Genomic DNA, 17,557 nt, shown 5'->3' with positions numbered 1-17,557 from the left:
GTCATCCCTGAATGGCGTCGCGCAGTTCGGCGGCGAGGTCGTCGGTGGCGGCGACGATTCCGCTCCACCGCTTCGTGAGATCGGTATCGAACACGATGGGACGGTCGTATGCGTCGATCACCGCTCCCCCGGAGGCCTCGACCTGCACGACTGCCGCCGCGATGTCCATCAAGCGGTGGGTGTCGCTGCCGGCGTCGACGAACGCATCAGTGGATCCGGTCGCGACGAACACCGACTCGAGGGTGCTGCAACTGAGAATGCGGATGCGAGTGGCCTGCTCCGCGACACGCCACCACGCATCGCGGTTGCGTTCGTGCGGGCGGAGCATCGAGACCGCCGCCGACGACAACGACGTGCATCCGCTGGTCCGGAACGCGGACCGGCTGCGCGACGCCCACCAGGTCTCTCCGGTGTGCAGCCAGGTCGTCGACGCTTCGGTGAACTCACCGTCGATCACCACAGCAGCACTGAAGCACGCCAACGGAATTCCCGCGGCAGCGTTGGCGGAGCCGTCTACGGGGTCGACGACGAGGGTGATAGCGGACCCGACGTCGACCCAACCCCGTTCCTCCGACAACACGTTCGCACCCACCGCGGTGGCCGCGGAGATGATGGCGTCCTCGACGAGGACGTCGATGAACATCGTCGGCGTGCCGTCGGCACCCTCCATCGCGATGGACTTCAGCTTCTCCCGCGAATACTCCGCGACGGCGTCGCGGTAGGCGGTGAGGGCGGCATCGGACGCGGCGGTGAGCATTCGGCCGGCAGTGGTGTGGTCGGAATCGGTGAGAGTCATATGGTTACTCCAGATGGTGTGGCGTGGTGTGGCCGAATGTCACCTTTGGTCACCTCGAGTAGATGAAGGTGACATTCGGTCGAGTTGGCGGCGGGAATCAGGACACGACCTTGCGGACCCAGATGGCGAGACCCTCCACGACCATGACCACCGCGAAGATCATGAGAACGATCATGGTGACCACGTCGAACTGCATGACGCGGGCCGCGTTCATCAGGTAGAAGCCCAGTCCGCCTGCGCCGACGACACCGAGAAGTGTGGCGGCGCGGATATTGGTATCGAGCTGATAGAACAGGTGCGCGATGATCGCGGGCCCCGATTGGCGGACCGTCGCGGCGATGAGGACCTGCATGCGTGTCGCGCCACCTGCCACCACCGCCTGCTGGACGCGGATGTCCGTTTCCTCGACGGAGTCGGCGATCAGTTTGCTGAGCAGCCCGATTGCTCCGACCGACAGAGCGATCGCACCCGCAGTGGCACCGAGACCGGTCACGACGATCACGATGATCGCCAGGATCAGATCCGGGATACCGCGGACGATCACGATGAAGACCCGGAACCCCTTGGCAATACCCGGAGTGGGTGCGACGTTGCGGGCCGCGAGCAGGCCGACGGGGATCGCGACGATCAGGCCGATCAGAGTGGCTGCGAGGGCGATCTGCAGCGTGACGATCAGTTGCTTCCACAGTTCGTCGCCGATGCCGCCGGTGCCCGGCGGAAAGAACAGCGAGAGCGTGTTCCACATCGAACCGACACCCTCTGCCATACGGGACAAGTCGAGGTTCGCGGCCCAGGTCGACACCAACAGGGCCAGTACGAACATCGCGACGTAGGCGGTGTGAGCAATGCGCTCACCCGTCCACGGGGGGCTGACGCGGTACCGGCCGTCGGAGGTGCGCAGTGCCGTCGGAGCCTGCGCGCTGCCGGGTTCACTATCGACCCAGCCGTCCTGAGCGCCCGCGACCCGTTCGCGTAGACGAGAGAACAGACTTCGCCGCGTGGGGGTCTTGTCGCCGAGCACCATCCGCCGCAGAGCACCGGAGATCAATTCGACGATGACACACAGCGCGACGATGAACAGCGCCAACGCCATGCCGCGCTGATAGTTCATGGTGCGCAGCGCAGCCGACAGTTCGAGGCCGATGCCGCTCACACCGACGTAGCCGAGAATGACGGAGGCGCGCAGGTTGATGTCGAACCGGTGTAGGGCCGTGGCAACGACCGCGGGCATGATCTGCGGCAATACACCGCCGGTGATCTGCTGCCACCACGTCGCACCGGCTGCGCGCAGGGCGTCGCGCGGGCCGGGGTCGGAGTCTTCGATCGCGTCGGCGTACAGCTTTCCGACCATGCCGATCGAGTGGATGCCGAGGGCGAGGATACCGCCGATCGCGCCGAGACCGAACAGGCGCAGGAACAGGATCGCCAGCACCAGTTCGGGAATGGCTCGGGTGATGACGATGATGGCGCGGGCCGGCATTCGCAGGGCTGCGGCGGGCGCAGTGTTGCGGGCCGCACCGAGCGCGACCGGGATGCTCAGCACCACGGCGAGCACGGTGGCGAGCAGCACGATGCCCAGGGTCTGGCCCGTCATCGCGGCGAGTTCGCCGATGGGCGGGAAGTCGAGCGGGAAAATGCGCGACAGGAAATCGGTTGCGTTGCCGATACTGTCGATGATCGTGGCAACGTTGATCTTCAGGGATGCGATCGACCACAGTGCCGCCGCGAACAGCCCGAACAGGATGACCTGCACACTGATGGCCTGCCACGTGGGGCGCGGGAGAGTCTTGACGGGCGGCGGGGCGGTGATCATCGGTTCGCGATGCTCCCCGCAGACACGACCGGGTCGACGGCGGTGTAGATGCTCATGGTCTCGCTCCGGTCGATCACCGACGCGGGCTTGTCGAGCACAACATGCCCGTGTCGCAGGCCCACGAGTCGGTGCCCCCACGACAATGCGAGATCGACCTGGTGCAGGCTGCACACCACCGTCAGGTTGTCTTCGGACGCGATCTGCGAGATCAGCGCCATCACCTGTGCCGACGACTCCGGATCGAGCGATGCGACGGGTTCGTCGGCGAGGAGGATCTTCGGTTTCTGGATGAGCGCACGCGCCACCGCGACACGCTGCTGCTGGCCACCGGAGAGGGTGTCTGCGCGCTGGAACGGACGGTCGGCGAGACCGACACGGTCGAGCTGTTCCATAGCGGCGAGACGCACCGACTTCGGATACATCATGAGACCGAACCGGGGCCCACGCAGCGAGCCGAGGGCGCCGGAACACACGTTCTCGAGTACCGACATGTTGCCGACGAGGTGGAACTGCTGGAACACGAAGCCCACCTTTCGGCGCAGCTCCCGCAGTTCACGGCCACGGGCGGCACCCACATCGTGTCCGAGGACCCGCACCGTACCCGAGGTGGGAAGGTGCAGTCCGTTGAGCAGCCGCAGCAGTGTCGACTTTCCCGAACCCGACAAGCCCAGCAGTGCAACGACTTCACCGGGGTGCACCGTCAGTGACACGTTGTCGAGCGCCCGGAGTGCCGGGTCGAATACCTTGCTGACGTGGTCGAGTTCGATGGTCGGCCGGAGAATCCTGTCGATGGATGCGCCGAGGCGTGCATGGTCGGGGTCGGTCATATCGGTACTCCAGGTCTCGAAAGATCGGGTCAGCTCGCGCAGGACGGGGACTGCGTGACTTCACAGACCTTGCGGACGCCGTCGTAGAAGTCGTCGGTGACGGGGATGTATCCGTACTCGGTGCTCTCGGGAAGCTCGCACTCCTCCTCTGAGGCGCAGTAACCGGCCTCCACGAGCGCCGGACGATTGAGCTTGGTCGCGAAGATGTCGGTGAGCTGGTCGACGAGATCCTGCGGCAACGTGGTCAGCACAGCAGAAGGGCTGGCCGCGATCATCTCGGACTCCCAGATCACGTCGAGGTCGCCCTCAGCGAGATCGCCCTTGTCGACGAGGGTTTCGGTGACCATGGTGTCGAATGCGAATCCGGCATCGCACTGGCCGCTCTTGACAGCGAGGGCAGATGCGTCGTGGCCGCCGGCGAAGACCGGGGTGACGTCCGTCGCGGGGTCGATGCCCGCCTCGAGCAGACCGGCCGACGGGTAGAGGTAGCCGGAAGTGGAGGTGGGGTCGACGAAGCACACCGTCTTGCCCCGGAAGTCCTCGAGTGAGCGGATATCGGATCCCGCGGGCACGATCGCGTAGGACTGGTAACCGGGCTCCTCGTCGGCGCTGTCGGCGAACACGCCGAGCGGTGTCACCGGTACGCCGCTGTCCTTCGCCGTGGCGTAGGAGAACGGACCGTAATGACCGATGTGCACCTTGCCGGCGCGCTGGGCCTCGATGACGGCCGCGTAGTCGGTGGCGTTCTGGAACTCGACCGGGATACCGGTCTCATCCTCGATGACCTGCTGAACCAGCGCGAACTCCTGCTGCAGGCTTGTGCTGTCCTCGCTCGGGATGGAGGCCAGCACGAGGGTCTCGGGTGCACCTTCGTCGGCGGATGCGCCGGCCGAGGTGTCTTCGTCGGCGCTCGAGCCGCACGCGGACAGAGCCAGCGCCGCTGCGGCGGCCATGGTAATCCCTACCAGGGATCGGGAACGAGAGGTACGCATGAAGAAAAGCTCCTTGTCGAATCCGCGCACGCGGAGTCGGGGCACGAGGGGGGCGACACCCAGCGGCATCGTCGGAATCCAGACTGTCTGTACGGTGTATCGAATTCCCCAACCCGAGGTGAACTTCCGACCTCGAGCGGAAGACGTTCGCGGTGGCATGTCCGCCCACTACGAGACCGGCCCCACACCGATTCGGTGTGGGGCCGGGATTTCATGATGCGCGCAGGACCGCGCGGATCACCGGGTGACCATGTTCGAACGAGACGAGGACGAGGTCGGCGCGCTGACCGGTACCCAGAGCACCCCGGTCCGCGAGCCCTACTGCCGTTGCCGGGCCACTCGTGACGAGCGACACGGCAGCCGGCAACGTCATGTATCCGTCGGCGAGAGAGAACGCCGCACCGAGCAGCGACGAGGGCAGGTAGTCCGATGCCAGCGCGGTCACCAGTCCCAGCTCGGCGAGTTCCCCGGCGGAGACGTTGCCCGAGTGGGAGCGTCCGCGCAGCACGTTCGGGCCGCCCATCACCACGGACATGCCGCGGTCACGCGCTTCCCGTGCCGCCTCGACGGTCGTGGGGAACTCGGCGACGTTGCCTCCGCGGGCGGCCAGATCGGCGATCTCGACGGCCGATTCGGGGTCGTGGCCGAAGACGCGGGCCAGGCCCTTGCGGGACTGCTCGGCCAACCAGCCCATCGTCTCGTCGCGGATCCCGGCGTTGGCCTCACGTTCGGCCGCCAGACCGTCCACCACTTTGCGCGCGTCCTCCGCCGAGATACCCCGGACGCCGGCGATGTGGTTCTCGTAGTAGGTGCGGTCGGCATACTGGCCGATCCCCGGCGTGTGATCCTCATGGGAGATGACCGCGGGCGTTGCAGTGGTGACGGCACCTGCCGCGACCAACCGGTCGAACTCGTCACGCATGGCCTTGAATCCGGCTACGGACCGCACGTCGAGGCGGTGCAGGACTCGGTGGTCGACGAGTCGTGCGTCCGTGTCGCGCGTATTCCAACCCTCGATGGACTCACACATCTGCTGCGCGACATGGACGCTGCGTCCCGTCGTCGCGGTGGCTCGGTCGGAGAACGATGCACCGTGGAACACGGTCGTCACGCCGGCCGCGCGCACCTTGCCCTCGAACGACATGAGCGAGAACGCCCACGGCAGCTCGACTCCCGGTCGCGGGAGGCGTTCTTTCTCGAGTCCGTCGGAGTGCACGTCCACCAGGCCCGGCAGGCACAGCAGACCACCGCCGTCGACGTCGGGCCGCACGCCGGGAGTGGACGGTCCCACCTCCTCGATCCTGCCGTCACGCACGACGATGCGCGCATCCTCGAGGATGCGGTCCGGCAGTACCGCCCGGACGTGCCCGACCACATAGTTCTGCGGTGCCGATTGCAGGGTCCACGCTGTGGCAGTCGAGACAGGGGACTCGACGGTTTCTGTTCCGGTCATGCTGAATCTCCCAATATGTCTGTGGCGGATCCTATTTGGGCGACGTGGCCGTCGGCGAACCGCACGACACGTGTCGCGAGACGGTGCATGGCGTCGAGATCGTGGAATACCGCGAGCACCGCGACACCGGATGCCGACAGCGACGCGATGAGCTCGAGTGCACGCTCGCGGTTGACCGGGTCGAGGGCCGACACCGGCTCGTCGAGCAGCAGCAGCCGCGGCGGGTGGACGGTGCCGGCAGCGATGTTCACGCGCTGACGTTCGCCGCCGGAGAGCACACTGCAATCGACGTCCCACAGCGCTTCGTCGAGTGAGAGTCGCTGCAGTGCTTCGGCAGCGGCGTCGCGGGCATCGGCTCGGTTCATCCCACGACGACGTGCGGACGCTGCGACCACCTCGAGGGGTGCGGTGCGCGGAGGCGCCGACAGGAACTGCGACACGTAGCCGAGTTCGCGTCCGCGCAGCCGGGCCATCTCCCGGTCGGACAGCTCGGTGAGTTCGACCGGTCCGTCGTCGGTGTGCAGCACGACCGAGCCCGCGTCGGGCAGATAGCTGCGGTGTACGCAGCGCAGGAAGCTCGACTTCCCGGCACCGGACGGTCCGGCGAGCGCGACGTGCTCGCCGCGGCCGACCTCGAGATCGACGCCGTGCAACGACGTGACGGTGCGGCCGTCGATGGTGTGGAGCGTGAAGGACTTACGTAGGTCTCGGACGGTGAGGACCGGATCAGCAGTGGTGGGCACAGGCACAGTGGACACAGACATGGTCACCTCCGTGCGGCTGCGACGAGCCGCTGGGTGTAGGGGTGGTGGGGGTCCTGGAACAGCTGGTCGGTCAGGCCGGTCTCCACGACACGGCCGACGTTCATGACCAGCGTGCGATCGGTGAGTGCCTCGATGACCGCGAAGTCGTGGCTCACGACCACCGCCGCGGTGTCGCGCTCGGCGAGCAGGTTCCGCAGCAGATCGAGCACGCCCGCCGCAACCGACGCGTCGAGGCCCGTGGTGGGCTCGTCGAGCAGCAGCACCCGCGGATCGGTCGCGAGAGCCTTCGCGATCTGCACGCGCTGGCGCATGCCGCCCGAGAACGTGTGGACGGGATCGTCCATACGCTCGAGGGGTACCTCGACCTTCTCCAACAGATACGCTGCGCGGTCGCGGATCTCGTAGTAGTTGCGCCAGCCGGCTGCGGTGAGACGCTCGGCGATGTTGCCGCCCGCGGAGACCGTCATCGTGAGTCCGTCAGCGGGGTTCTGGTGCACGAGGCCGAGGGTGTCGATGCGCAGCGCGCGGCGCTCGGTGTCGTCGAGGGTGAATACATCGGTGGTGCCGCCCCCGACGGTGGTCAGGAACATCGAGCCGTTCGTGGCCTTGTCGTCGCCGATCAGGCAGCGCAACACCGTCGACTTACCCGAGCCGGACTCGCCGATCAGACCGAGCGCCTCACCCGGTGCGACGTCGAAGCTGACGTCCCACGCGGCAACAACGGCGCCGGTGACCGGGCTGATCGCGGTGCCGGTGTCGGGGCCGGTTCCCGGGACGGCGTCGGCGCCGCCGGGGCCGTGCACCTTGCCGACGTCCCGTACGGCGAGGGTCCAGCCGTCGGGGTGCGCGGGCACGGGTCGATCGGTGAGTTCGGCCGGATCGCGGCGCGTCGCGGCGTGTGCAGCGCGTACGCGGCGCTGCGGGTCGGGCAGGAACTGCATCGGGGCGTGCGCACTGTGGAGCGCCTCGTCGATGTCGGCGTCGACGACGCGGGTGCACCACTCGACGTCACTGCACATCATCCGTCCGGGCGACGCCTCGACGAGGAACGTGTCGGACGAGCCGCAGCGCACGCAGACCTGGTCGTCGCTGCCCTCGACCTCGAACGGGACATCGTCGAACGTGAGCGGCTGCACCGGAGTGTAGGGCGGGACCGCGAAGATGCGCTTCTCGCGTCCGGCGCCGAGCAACGTCAGGTGCGGTGAATTGTCCAGGCGCGGAACGTCCCACCGCGGGATCGGCGACGTGATCATCACATACCGGTCGTCGACGAGCACCGGGTATCCGGTGGTCTTGGTGATGACGCCGTTGCGGACGAGGTCCTCGTAGAGACTGACCCACATCATCGAGTAGTCGGCCTCGGCGTGCATACGGGCACATTCGGTGACCGATTTCTGCACGGCCCGAAGCGGTTCCGAGTTGGGTACCTGCAGCACGAGGATCTGGTCCTCGGACATCGGTTCCTCGGGGATACGGTGGCGCGACTGGATGATCGTCGACTCACGGGTGTCCTTGGTGGAGGCGCACTTCTCGCTCGACTCGATCAGCCGTCGCAGGTTGGTGGCGTTCACGCCGTCGTCGTCGCCCTGGTCGATGACCTTGACGACGTCGGTGCCGCCGACGAGACCCAGCGTGACCTGCAGGCCGCCGGAGCCCCAGCCGCGGGCAACCGGCATCTCGCGGGAGCCGAACGGAGTCAGGTAGCCGGGCACGCACACCGCGGTCAATGTCGCGCGGCGGATCTCACGTTTGGACCCTTCGTCGAGGATGCCGCGTTCGCGGGTGGCGGCGTCGATCGCGTCCAGCGTGTGGGTGACGCGCGAACCGGTGTCGCGAGTGGTGAGCAGGTCGGTCATCAGCAGGTCCTTCCGAGAGGTTCGGTGTTGCGGTCCGCGGCGTCGCCGGCGCCGGCCTGCACGGCGATCTTCCGGTCGATCATCGAGCGGAAGGTGACGTAGTGCGGAAGCTTGAGATGTTCGAGGAAACCACAGGAATCGAGACCGTCGGTGGTGAGCAGCAGGGTCTGCTCGAGACCTCCGGTGTCGCCGAAACGGCGGCATGCGATATCCAGGTTCGCCATCGCGATGGCTTTGCGTTCGTTGTGTCCGAAGCACAATCCGTAACCGACGTCGAAGCGACCGCGATCCTCGTCGGGGCCGTTGAGATCTTCGATCGCCTCGCACTCGGTGACACGAATATCTCCGACGGAGAACGCATTTCCGGTGTGGGGGTGCCGGACGCGCACCGGGACGCGGCCGTGTCGTACCTCGCCGAGGGTGACCTCGTGCAGGTTGCCTTCGGTGCCGCGGATCGAGCGGTACCACGTGCCGATCAGCGAGCCGGTCTCGGCGCGTGCCATCGACGCGAGCACTGCCGAGCGTGGCGCCGGGGGCGCGGCGGGGTGGCGGGAGATATCGAACGGCTCGGGGTCGGAGCCGTCGGTCGGGCGACTGTCGGCGAGCAGATCCATCTCGCGCAGCAGTTCCGAGAAGCGCTTCGGATGACGTTCGGCGTCGGTGCGATCCGGGGTGGGGGCCTCGTCGATCACGACCGGCGGCACGGGCTCGTCGTCGCGGACGAGCATGCGGCCGGTGTAATCGCTGGTGCGGCCGAGCAACTGCGGGCCGTCCGGGGTACGCCACGCCGGCACGATGCGGCGCTGCACTGTCATTTCGTCTGGGTCGACGGGTTCACTGACTGCCAGTCGCGGCAGGGTCGACTGGTGGGCGCGGACGAGGTGAGTGGCCTCGATGACGTCGCCTTCCGCCTGACGGAGAGCATCGGCGGCGGTCTCGGGGTCGTAGAGCGACCCCTCACCCATCACACGGTCGACGGCGAGGCGCATTCGGCCGGTGATCTGTTCGGTGGTCAGGCGCGGTGAGTTGTCGGCTTCCCGTGCGGTGCGGACGAGGCTTTCGGCGGCGAGGATCGCGTCGAGTCCGCCGCGGGCTCCGGAGTATCCCATGTCAGTTCTCCTGTGCGGTGCTCGAATGCGGGGTGCTGATGCGAGTGGTACGCGACAGCCCGAGGACGGCGCCGTCGTCTGCGACGAGTAGAATGTCGATGCCGGCGGGGAAGTCGGCGACGGCGTCGTTGCGGGCGCTGCGCAGCGCGTCGTCGAAGCCGAGCGGCGCAATCGTTTCGGTGCCGTTCACGCCCGGTCCGGCGAGTTCGGCGGGCGTTCCGCCGTCGAGGGATCTGACCGAGCAGATCACGGTCGCGGCAGATTCCGGCGACAGCGCGGTTCCACGTGTGGCAGAAAGCAGTTCATCGGTGGTGATGGGGCGAAGCGCGGTGACGTACTTCGCCTGGCCGAGGGCTGCGACGGGGGCACCGGTGGCGACGGTGAGCACCTCCCTCCAGTCGGAGTCGTCTTCGAGCACGGCGACGCCGGTTTCGAGGTCGGCGAGGGCGAGGGCGGGCAGCAATGCCGGCGGGAAGTCCGTCGACGGCAATGGCTGCGGCAGGCCCGGGCGGCTGAACGCCTGGAGCATCGCACGATATACTTGCTGTGCGACAACGGGGTCGAGTCCGATCCCGATGACCTTGTCGGTGGCGGCGGTGGTCACGTCAACTCCTCGAATTGAACGATGGTGGGGGCGATGTGCGCCCATTCCTCGGCGTCGGCGCGACCGAGCTCGGCTTCGATGCGAGCGCACAGGTCGAGCACGTGGCCGGCGTTCGGGCGGCCCGCGGCGACCTCGGCGTCGCACACGGCGGCGGCGAGCACCGCGGCGCGGTCGTCGCCCATGCGCATGGCCCAGCCGCGGGTGCCGTCGAGGCGCACCTCCGCATGGCATGCGAGGACGTTGCCGAGGAAGAAGCGGACATGGCCGATCGGTTCACGAACCTGGGTCGCGATGCACCCGATCTCCGGGGTGGTCAGCACGGTCAGTGCCGCGCCGTCGGACAGGCAGGCGTCGGCTGTGCTCACCAGATCCTCTTCGGGTGCCACGGCGAGCAGCTCGGCGAGCCGCTCCCTGCTGTAGGTGTGGGACGTCATGAGTTTCCTTAGTGGTTCGAAACGGGAGGTTGGTCGCCGATCTCCATGACCACGCGGATCATGTCGGCGCGCATCCACGCGGTGCTGTACGTGACGGCGACACCGGTTTCGGAGTCGCGGTTGATGCTTTCGATGACCCACACGGGTGCGATGTAGGTCATCTCGAGGGCCTTGCAGATCTCGGGCGTCGGAAGTTCCGTCGCGGTACGGCACCACGACCGCACCACGTCGAATCTGCCCATCTGGCGCAGAAGTTCGTCGAGTGATTCCTCGACACGCATGGCAGAGCCGAGTTCGGTGACGGCGTCACACGCCACCCATTCCTCCCCCAACGCGGCTACGTGGTCGTCCACGTACCGCAGGCGTCGCATGTAATGTGCGGGGTCGCCGGGCTCGATCCCGAGGTACCCCGCCGGGGTCTCGGGAGTCGGCCGGATCTCGGACTGCAACACAGACGAGCGCGGTACCGCTCCGGCCGCTTCGACTGTGCGATGCCACGACGGTCGCTTCTCCTTGGAGACGACGTAGTCGATGCGGCGGTTGACGTAGGTGCCCGAGCCACGGAGCCTGCGGACGAGCCCGCGCCGTTCGAGTTCCTGGACCGCCGAGCGGGCGGACGCCCGTCCCACGCCGAACCGTGCCATCAGCTCGTGCTCGCTCGCGAGTTTCGTGCCCGATTCCAGCTGGGCGATCTCGTCGGCCAGCTGGCCGGCGATCTTGTGGTAACCGTTGCGCTGCGTCACACCGTAGACAGTGGCCGATCGAGTTGTACGGGCAACTTCACTGTAGGTAACCGGAAGGGAAACGCAGCTGAACGACTGGCCCAGTTGTTCGCGCCGATGATGCAGGCACGAATAGTTATGGTGCTACATATCATTTCGGCATCGGAAGTGGACGGGGTCGGCCGCACTCCCATACAGTGGCGCCCGTCGCCTTGACGCGACGCTTCTTCCTGAAGGTCCTCCCCGACACAGGAGATGCAGTTCAGGGCCCCGCCGGCTCCTCCCCTCAATTCGCCGGCGGGGCTCCCCTACCAGCCGCCCGGCCTTCCCGAAGGCCTGCGCAGCGGCCGGTCCAGAACCTCCCCGACTCCGAATCGACCTCCGGCGACGACTGCCGTTCGACCATAGAACAATCTGCTCACTGATGTGTACCGAATGGCATTCATCGTTCGTCGAACGCGCGAAAGCGACACCTCGGCCCCATCGGCGGGGTGTAGACGACCGCGTCGCACTCCCGGCAGGAATGCGTGCGATGCCTGCCACCGCACTCGCACACCTGCGATCCCACCAGCACCCGATTCGCACCGAGTTCGTGCCCGTTCGGGCAGCGCGAGGGCGCAGGCTCGGCCCATCCGGACGCGACTCGATACAGTTTCACTACTCGATCATACGTTCGATCACGCAAGCGTTACTTACGATCGGCATGCCCGAGGTCGCGTGCCGGGTCGACGATGTCGCGGACGCGCTGTTTCAGAGTGACGATGTCGGGAAACCCGCCATCGGCCTTGCGATCCCACACCGTTCGGCCGTCCACCGCAACGTGGAAGATCCCGCCCGTACCGGGCACGAGCGCCACCTCACCGAGGTCGGTGCCGAAGGTGTTGAGCAATTCCTGCGCCATCCACCCCGCACGCAGTAGCCACTGGCATTGGGTGCAGTAGGCGATGGTGACACGAGGCCCAGTGGTGGTCATGGAGACGAGATTATCGCGGATGAAGGAAGCCCCGCCGATCGTGGTGGGGATCGGCGGGGCTTCGACGCAGGCCGGAGATGGGGGGTACCGGCCCGCGTGGTCGTCCTCGCAGGGGGGACAGGAGGACGACTCGATTTCGAGTCTATCGACCAAGATTGCTACTCGCGAGTATTGCCGAGAAACTACCCGATCGGGTAGGTACGACATCAGTCGGCAACAGATGATGCGCAATGCTCCGAAGCCAACTCGGACGGCCGAAGCAGTACGCGAGCCGGCCTGGGGCTTTCTACGACGGCTTGTCGTAGATCTCTCTACGATGATGTGTCGTAGAGAGATCTACATATCCTCGGGGAGAGAAACAATGCCGGTCGACACCACTTTGGCGCAATATAGTGACTATGCGGCCGCGTCGACCTTCGCAGTCTATGTGCTCGCGTTTCTCCTGGCCGCTGTCGACTTGGCGGGGGCCTCGACGCGGTGCAGGCTCGGCGGCGAGTCTCGCCGGCTGGTCGTTGTCGGGGCGGGAACCACCACTGGCGCGTTGGCCCCGGGCCGGGTGCCGGACGATGGTGGCGTCAGACGCCCTCCGGCCGAACACGCCGGACGTGCTGCGATCGCGGTGACTGTCGTCGCGGCGGTGCTGAATGTCGCTGCGCTCGTCCTGCGCGGCCTGGCGTCGTCGCGCTGGCCGTTGGGAAATCTGTACGAGTACTCGGTGTTTCTGTGTGCGGCGACCGTGATCTGCTGGCTGATCGTCGTGCGCCGATATGCGCTGCGCTCGTTGACGGCGATCGTGCTCGCACCGGTGGTCGTGCTGTTCTTCGTCGCGGCGGCGCTCATGTACAACGATGCCGCTCCGGTGGTACCGGCGTTGCGCTCGTACTGGATCGCGATCCACGTCACGATCATCGTCAGTGCGTGCGGAATTCTGTTGTTCGCCAGCCCCGCGAGCTTGTTGCATGTGATCGCCGAGCGCCGCATACCTGCACGCCCAGGCTACGCGGAATTGGAAGTCCACTACGGCATCCTGGATCAATGTGGCGGCTTCAGCCGTGACATTGATCAACATGTTCGTCATCAACTATGTGGTGTCCGGGTTCCATTCGTATGCGGGCCTGAACTGAGCGCAGTCGAGTACCTGATCGGGGAAACGGCCCGGGATGACGTCAGTCCGGGATCATTTCGAATCTGCCCCTTCCGCAGCACCGGCACGCGTGCGAGGAGCAGCTGCGGTGAGCACCGCGCAAATCGTGGCCAACAGCAGCAACCATCCCGCCGGCACTCTGAGGACCTCGATGTGTTCCCCGAACCCACCGAAATGTGTCGAGTACCAGTTTTGTTCGGAGCCGAAGGCATAGATGGCGAGCCACGCCGGCCATACCCGTACAGCGGAACCGGCGAGCACGACGCTACCGACCAGGGGTAACAGCGCGATCGAATAGTTCCCGTGACCGACCGGGGCGAGCAGACAGCACGCGAGAACGAGGGCGCCGCCGGCCGTGATCAGGAACAGCACCTCGTTGCCGCGCTGCCGGGAATAGGCCAGGGCCACTGCGGCGATGGCGACGACCGCGATCACCACCGCAATTGCCACCGTCCCGACGGTAGGGATGTGCAGGTACTCGGCAAGCGCAAAGAACGAACGATCGGCGGCGGCGGCGGTGCCACCGAGCGCGGATATGCCCAGGCCATCACCACCGCCGAGGCGTGCCCACACCAGCGCGGTGGCCGCACAGGCGATCACTGCTGCGAGAACCGACTCGCGCCACCGGCGCTGAAGCAGCGGAACCACCAGCAGCGCAGCGAAGATCGGCATCAATGCCACGACTGCCCCGAGTGCAACCCCGGCGGCGACCTGGTGCCCCTTCACCGTCAGGTACAACCATGTCACCAACGCGAGCACCACGAATGCACCGAGGTCGCCCGTGAGCAGAGTGTCCGTCACCGGCCCGCAATGGAACCCGACGAGCAGAAACACCGGCGCCAGGACCGACCACATCGGGATCTGCAGCAGACGCAGCAGGAGCACCCATGCGCCCAGTAGCGTCAGCACGCTCAGACTCAGTTGCACCCACCGCGCCTGGTCCGGATCGAGGACTGCCCATGGTGCGGTCAGGATGATGGCACCGGGGCTGAGTGCTGATTCGCCGGAAGCGAATGCTGTGTGCGGGTTGAGGAAACGGAATGATGCGTCGTAAAGGGCGAGGAACCGGCCGGGAGTCGGGTCGGCGAGCGACCACCAGACCCGTTGCACGGCCACCATCACCGCCAGCGGCCACACGATGTACGCCACCATCTGAGCGAACGAACGAGCAGTCCGCGGCTCCAACGCACGAATCAGACGACGCATAGTCATGCCCGTGAGGTTACGGATACCTCCACCCGGAAGGTTCGGCTCCAGGAGCTGGACGTGATCATGATCTCGCTGCCCATGCACTCCCTGCCATGCCAGACCGACAAGGCGTGGCCGGTAGATGAGATCTCGACTCTGCGAGGCGCGTCCACCGACGGCTGCGGACGACGGGGCCGTGGCCGCCGGATTCAGCTGGGACGTGCGTCGGGATGCTCGTGCACGAAGTTCAGGTACGCCTTGGACGGAGTCGGGCCGCGCTGGCCCTGATACTTCGATCCCACCTTCGCGCTACCGTACGGATGCTCGGCCGGGCTCGTCAGGCGGAACAGGCACAGCTGCCCGATCTTCATTCCCGGCCACAGCGTGATCGGCAGGTTCGCGACGTTCGACAGTTCGAGGGTGATGTGCCCGTCGAAACCCGGGTCGATGAAGCCGGCCGTCGAGTGTGTGAGCAGGCCGAGGCGCCCGAGAGACGACTTACCTTCGAGCCGGCCCGCGAGGTCGGACGGCAGCGAGCAGCGTTCCATCGTCGACCCGAGGACGAACTCTCCCGGGTGCAGCACGAACGATTCGTTCCGGGGAACCTCCACCAGGGAGGTGAGCTCGTCCTGCTGTTTTGCAGGGTCGATGTGGGTGTAGCGGGTGTTGTTGAAGACGCGGAACAGACTGTCCAGGCGCACATCGACGCTCGAGGGCTGCACCAGGTCCGGGTCGTATGGGTCGATCCCCAGATGTCCGGAGGCGATCTGGGCGCGGATGTCGCGATCGGAGAGCAGCACGGGTAGAGGTTAACAACCTCGCTCGCGCGACCTCAGCTCCTGTTCAGATGGGTGGCCATCGCGAGGAGCAGCTCGGTGCATTCCTCGATGACATCGTCCCGACTCAGCGGCACGGTTTCGTCGAGCCACGCGGTGAGCGCCTGTGCGAGACCACCGACGACGTAGTGGGCGGCGAGGTCGAGGCGCGGGCTGGGTTTGACCTCGTAGAAGTTCTCCGCCTGCAACATCACCAGGCCGGCGAACATCCGGGTGGACTCGAGCCGCCGCTTCGCGAGTTGCGGGTTGGCCTGGCTGACGGAGAACAGCATGCGGCCGAGCCTGGGGTCCTCGCCGATCTCGTGCACGATGTTCCCGACGCATGCTCGGACGAGGGCCCGGTCCTCATGAGGTGCCTCTGCTATCGCCGCGAGCGTGCTTTCGGCGATGCGCTGGACGACGTAGTCGTACACCGCACCTGTGAGTTCGTCGCGATCGGCGAAGCTCTCGTAGAAGTAGCGCGATGCGAGGCCGGCGCGTTTACAGACGCCGCGGACGGACAGAGTCGGTTCGCCGTCGGCGGCGCCGAGCAGGTCGAGACCGGCGTCGATCAGCTTCGCCCTTCGGTCGGCCAATCGTTCCTCGCCTGCGCGTCCACCGTAGATCCGTCCTGTCGCCATGCCGCCCATCATCTCAGCAAAGGTCCTTTACGCCCGTCTTTCATCTGAGTACAGTCGTAAGCAATTTTCGACCTCGGAGGAGAGTTCAGCATGCCCACGATCGAAAAACCCGCAGGTCTCGATGATGCGATGGACGGCATCGGCCTTGCCGCGGGCGCCGCGAACATCATCATGCAGCTGTCCTGGCCAGGCGTCGGCTACGGCGTATTCGAAAGCCGCGTCGAATCGGGTCGCCTGTTCGACCACCCGTACAAGCGGAGCCGCACCACCCTCGGCTACCTCGCTGTCGCAGCCAAAGGCACCGACGAAGAGAAGCGAGTATTCCGCAACGGCGTGAACAAGGCACACGCCCAGGTGCGCTCGACCGGGGCGAGCCCCGTCAAATACAACGCGTTCGATCCCGAACTCCAACTCTGGGTTGCCGCGTGCATCTACCGAGGATTCGAGGATGTCCACCGCGCGCTGTACGGGCCGATCCCCGAACACGCCGTCGATTACTTCTATCAGCGCGGCGCGACCTTCGGCACGACACTGCAAGTCAAGCCCGACATGTGGCCGGCCGATCGTGAACTGTTCGAGGAGTACTGGAACGAAGGCCTCGCGAAGGTTCGGATCGACGACGTCATCCGCGAACACCTGATCTCCATCGCGCGGATGGAGTTTCTCCCCAAGCCCGTGTCGCTGGTGGCGGGACCGATCAACATGTTCTTCACCGCAGGGTTCCTGCCGCAGCGGTTCCGCGACGAGATGCTGCTGTCGTGGACACCTCGCGACCAACGCCGATTCGATCGAGTGATGCGCGCCATCGGCAAGGTCAACAAGCAACTTCCGCTTGCCGTCCGCGAAGCACCGTACCGCCTATTACTGGCGGACATGCGGTGGCGGATCAAAACCGGACGCGCGCTGGTATAGCGGTTTGCGGTAGCGGTCGGAGAGTCTGCTAAAGTTTGCTCCGAGCGTGGGCCGGAGTCGGTGAGAATCGACAAAAGCCCAGCGTGCCGATGTAGTTCAATGGTAGAACACTAGCTTCCCAAGCTAGGTACGCGGGTTCGATTCCCGTCATCGGCTCCATCGTTCCAACAGGCAGGGTGAGGTTCACCCCGAACAGTGGACAAGGGGGTTACATTCTTCAGGCGACTTCCACCCGAAGCGAGTTCTCGAACCTGTCGGGACTGAGCATCCCCACAGCAGAGTTCCGTCGAACAGTGTTGTAGAAGACAATCCAATTGTCAACGCCAGCAACAAGCCCCGACTTCGTGGCATACACGTGCCGGTAGTACTCCTCATGCTTGAAGATCGACCAGAAAGATTCGGACGGACTGTTGTCCCAACATTGACCGGCTAATCGTGCCCCAGATCGCGGCCATCGCGGTCGGAATGGTTCATCGCCGGCGTGGCGGACTACGGCGAAGCCGTCGCAGTTGCT

Annotated in this window: 16 protein-coding genes, 1 tRNA gene and 1 pseudogene; 3 read left to right on the top strand and 15 right to left on the bottom strand. The window is 66.0% G+C overall.

Annotated features, from left to right (window positions below; genetic code table 11):
• Position 1: 1 nt before the first annotated feature.
• From EV641_RS17805 to EV641_RS17750, 12 genes are all read right to left on the bottom strand, one after another.
• Complete coding sequence (locus tag EV641_RS17805) at positions 2-796, bottom strand: inositol monophosphatase family protein (protein ID WP_054713434.1); 795 nt, start codon at positions 794-796, stop codon at positions 2-4.
• Positions 797-893: 97 nt separating this feature from the next.
• Positions 894-2,609: a phosphonate ABC transporter, permease protein PhnE gene (phnE, locus tag EV641_RS17800; protein WP_054713433.1), complete on the bottom strand. Its 1,716-nt coding sequence runs from the start codon at positions 2,607-2,609 to the stop codon at positions 894-896.
• Positions 2,606-3,436: a phosphonate ABC transporter ATP-binding protein gene (gene phnC, locus EV641_RS17795; RefSeq protein ID WP_054713432.1), complete on the bottom strand. Its 831-nt coding sequence runs from the start codon at positions 3,434-3,436 to the stop codon at positions 2,606-2,608. The genes phnE and phnC overlap by 4 nt, the downstream gene beginning before the upstream one ends.
• Positions 3,437-3,465: 29 nt before the next feature.
• Positions 3,466-4,389 carry a phosphate/phosphite/phosphonate ABC transporter substrate-binding protein gene (locus EV641_RS17790; RefSeq protein WP_132473450.1) on the bottom strand — a complete coding sequence of 308 codons (924 nt, stop codon included), beginning with the start codon at positions 4,387-4,389 and terminating at the stop codon, positions 3,466-3,468.
• Between the two features lie 250 nt (positions 4,390-4,639).
• A complete protein-coding gene (locus EV641_RS17785; RefSeq protein ID WP_132473448.1) occupies positions 4,640-5,881 on the bottom strand; it encodes an alpha-D-ribose 1-methylphosphonate 5-triphosphate diphosphatase in 1,242 nt (413 codons plus the stop codon).
• Positions 5,878-6,645 carry an ATP-binding cassette domain-containing protein gene (locus EV641_RS17780; RefSeq protein WP_132473446.1) on the bottom strand — a complete coding sequence of 256 codons (768 nt, stop codon included), beginning with the start codon at positions 6,643-6,645 and terminating at the stop codon, positions 5,878-5,880. The genes EV641_RS17785 and EV641_RS17780 overlap by 4 nt, the downstream gene beginning before the upstream one ends.
• A 2-nt stretch (positions 6,646-6,647) precedes the next feature.
• The gene (locus EV641_RS17775) at positions 6,648-8,501 is read right to left on the bottom strand and encodes an alpha-D-ribose 1-methylphosphonate 5-phosphate C-P-lyase PhnJ (protein ID WP_132473444.1); all 1,854 of its coding nucleotides are present in this window, start codon (positions 8,499-8,501) and stop codon (positions 6,648-6,650) included.
• A complete protein-coding gene (locus EV641_RS17770; RefSeq protein WP_132473442.1) occupies positions 8,501-9,610 on the bottom strand; it encodes a carbon-phosphorus lyase complex subunit PhnI in 1,110 nt (369 codons plus the stop codon). Before EV641_RS17770 ends, EV641_RS17775 begins: the two co-directional genes overlap by 1 nt.
• 1 nt (position 9,611) lies before the next feature.
• On the bottom strand, positions 9,612-10,214 hold the full coding sequence (gene phnH / locus EV641_RS17765) for a phosphonate C-P lyase system protein PhnH (RefSeq protein ID WP_158289187.1): 603 nt from the start codon (positions 10,212-10,214) through the stop codon (positions 9,612-9,614).
• The gene (locus EV641_RS17760) at positions 10,211-10,648 is read right to left on the bottom strand and encodes a phosphonate C-P lyase system protein PhnG (protein ID WP_132473438.1); all 438 of its coding nucleotides are present in this window, start codon (positions 10,646-10,648) and stop codon (positions 10,211-10,213) included. The genes phnH and EV641_RS17760 overlap by 4 nt, the downstream gene beginning before the upstream one ends.
• Before the next feature lie 8 nt (positions 10,649-10,656).
• Positions 10,657-11,391, bottom strand: a complete 735-nt coding sequence (locus EV641_RS17755; protein WP_054720275.1) for a GntR family transcriptional regulator — start codon at positions 11,389-11,391, stop codon at positions 10,657-10,659.
• A 667-nt stretch (positions 11,392-12,058) separates the two neighbouring features.
• Complete coding sequence (locus tag EV641_RS17750) at positions 12,059-12,343, bottom strand: SelT/SelW/SelH family protein (protein WP_054720271.1); 285 nt, start codon at positions 12,341-12,343, stop codon at positions 12,059-12,061.
• On the opposite strand from EV641_RS17750, the pseudogene EV641_RS30285 reads away from it, so the two are divergent.
• Positions 12,315-13,262 (top strand): annotated as a pseudogene (locus tag EV641_RS30285) (hypothetical protein); the annotation flags it as partial. The gene EV641_RS17750 and the pseudogene EV641_RS30285 overlap by 29 nt on opposite strands.
• Before the next feature lie 258 nt (positions 13,263-13,520).
• Here the strand turns inward: EV641_RS30285 and EV641_RS17740 are convergent.
• From EV641_RS17740 to EV641_RS17730, 3 genes are all read right to left on the bottom strand, one after another.
• Positions 13,521-14,699 carry a glycosyltransferase family 87 protein gene (locus EV641_RS17740; RefSeq protein ID WP_132473436.1) on the bottom strand — a complete coding sequence of 393 codons (1,179 nt, stop codon included), beginning with the start codon at positions 14,697-14,699 and terminating at the stop codon, positions 13,521-13,523.
• A gap of 185 nt (positions 14,700-14,884) precedes the next feature.
• Positions 14,885-15,475: a dCTP deaminase gene (dcd, locus tag EV641_RS17735; protein ID WP_054719007.1), complete on the bottom strand. Its 591-nt coding sequence runs from the start codon at positions 15,473-15,475 to the stop codon at positions 14,885-14,887.
• A gap of 32 nt (positions 15,476-15,507) precedes the next feature.
• Positions 15,508-16,131 (bottom strand): TetR/AcrR family transcriptional regulator, encoded by a 624-nt coding sequence (locus EV641_RS17730; RefSeq protein WP_054719015.1) that lies wholly within the window; start codon positions 16,129-16,131, stop codon positions 15,508-15,510.
• A gap of 90 nt (positions 16,132-16,221) precedes the next feature.
• Here EV641_RS17730 and EV641_RS17725 point away from each other — a divergent pair, with 90 nt between their 5' ends.
• Together EV641_RS17725 and EV641_RS17720 are read left to right on the top strand one after the other, a co-directional pair.
• Complete coding sequence (locus tag EV641_RS17725) at positions 16,222-17,043, top strand: oxygenase MpaB family protein (protein WP_132473434.1); 822 nt, start codon at positions 16,222-16,224, stop codon at positions 17,041-17,043.
• Between the two features lie 85 nt (positions 17,044-17,128).
• Positions 17,129-17,202, top strand: a tRNA-Gly gene (locus tag EV641_RS17720).
• The last annotated feature ends 355 nt before the right edge of the window (positions 17,203-17,557 follow it).

Origin of the sequence: Rhodococcus sp. SMB37 (assembly GCF_004345605.1) — a bacterium.
Taxonomy (GTDB): Bacteria; Actinomycetota; Actinomycetes; order Mycobacteriales; family Mycobacteriaceae; genus Rhodococcus.
Note: the sequence above shows the minus strand (reverse complement) of the source record. Positions and strands in the feature narration are given on the sequence as shown.

Coding starts and splice junctions, on each gene's coding strand:
- EV641_RS17805 (WP_054713434.1), bottom strand. CDS start 796: ATGACTCTCACCGATTCCGACCACACCACTGCCGGCCGAATGCTCACC.
- phnE (WP_054713433.1), bottom strand. CDS start 2,609: ATGATCACCGCCCCGCCGCCCGTCAAGACTCTCCCGCGCCCCACGTGG.
- phnC (WP_054713432.1), bottom strand. CDS start 3,436: ATGACCGACCCCGACCATGCACGCCTCGGCGCATCCATCGACAGGATT.
- EV641_RS17790 (WP_132473450.1), bottom strand. CDS start 4,389: ATGGCCGCCGCAGCGGCGCTGGCTCTGTCCGCGTGCGGCTCGAGCGCC.
- EV641_RS17785 (WP_132473448.1), bottom strand. CDS start 5,881: ATGACCGGAACAGAAACCGTCGAGTCCCCTGTCTCGACTGCCACAGCG.
- EV641_RS17780 (WP_132473446.1), bottom strand. CDS start 6,645: ATGTCTGTGTCCACTGTGCCTGTGCCCACCACTGCTGATCCGGTCCTC.
- EV641_RS17775 (WP_132473444.1), bottom strand. CDS start 8,501: ATGACCGACCTGCTCACCACTCGCGACACCGGTTCGCGCGTCACCCAC.
- EV641_RS17770 (WP_132473442.1), bottom strand. CDS start 9,610: ATGGGATACTCCGGAGCCCGCGGCGGACTCGACGCGATCCTCGCCGCC.
- EV641_RS17760 (WP_132473438.1), bottom strand. CDS start 10,648: ATGACGTCCCACACCTACAGCAGGGAGCGGCTCGCCGAGCTGCTCGCC.
- EV641_RS17750 (WP_054720271.1), bottom strand. CDS start 12,343: ATGACCACCACTGGGCCTCGTGTCACCATCGCCTACTGCACCCAATGC.
- EV641_RS17740 (WP_132473436.1), bottom strand. CDS start 14,699: ATGACTATGCGTCGTCTGATTCGTGCGTTGGAGCCGCGGACTGCTCGT.
- EV641_RS17730 (WP_054719015.1), bottom strand. CDS start 16,131: ATGGCGACAGGACGGATCTACGGTGGACGCGCAGGCGAGGAACGATTG.
- EV641_RS17725 (WP_132473434.1), top strand. CDS start 16,222: ATGCCCACGATCGAAAAACCCGCAGGTCTCGATGATGCGATGGACGGC.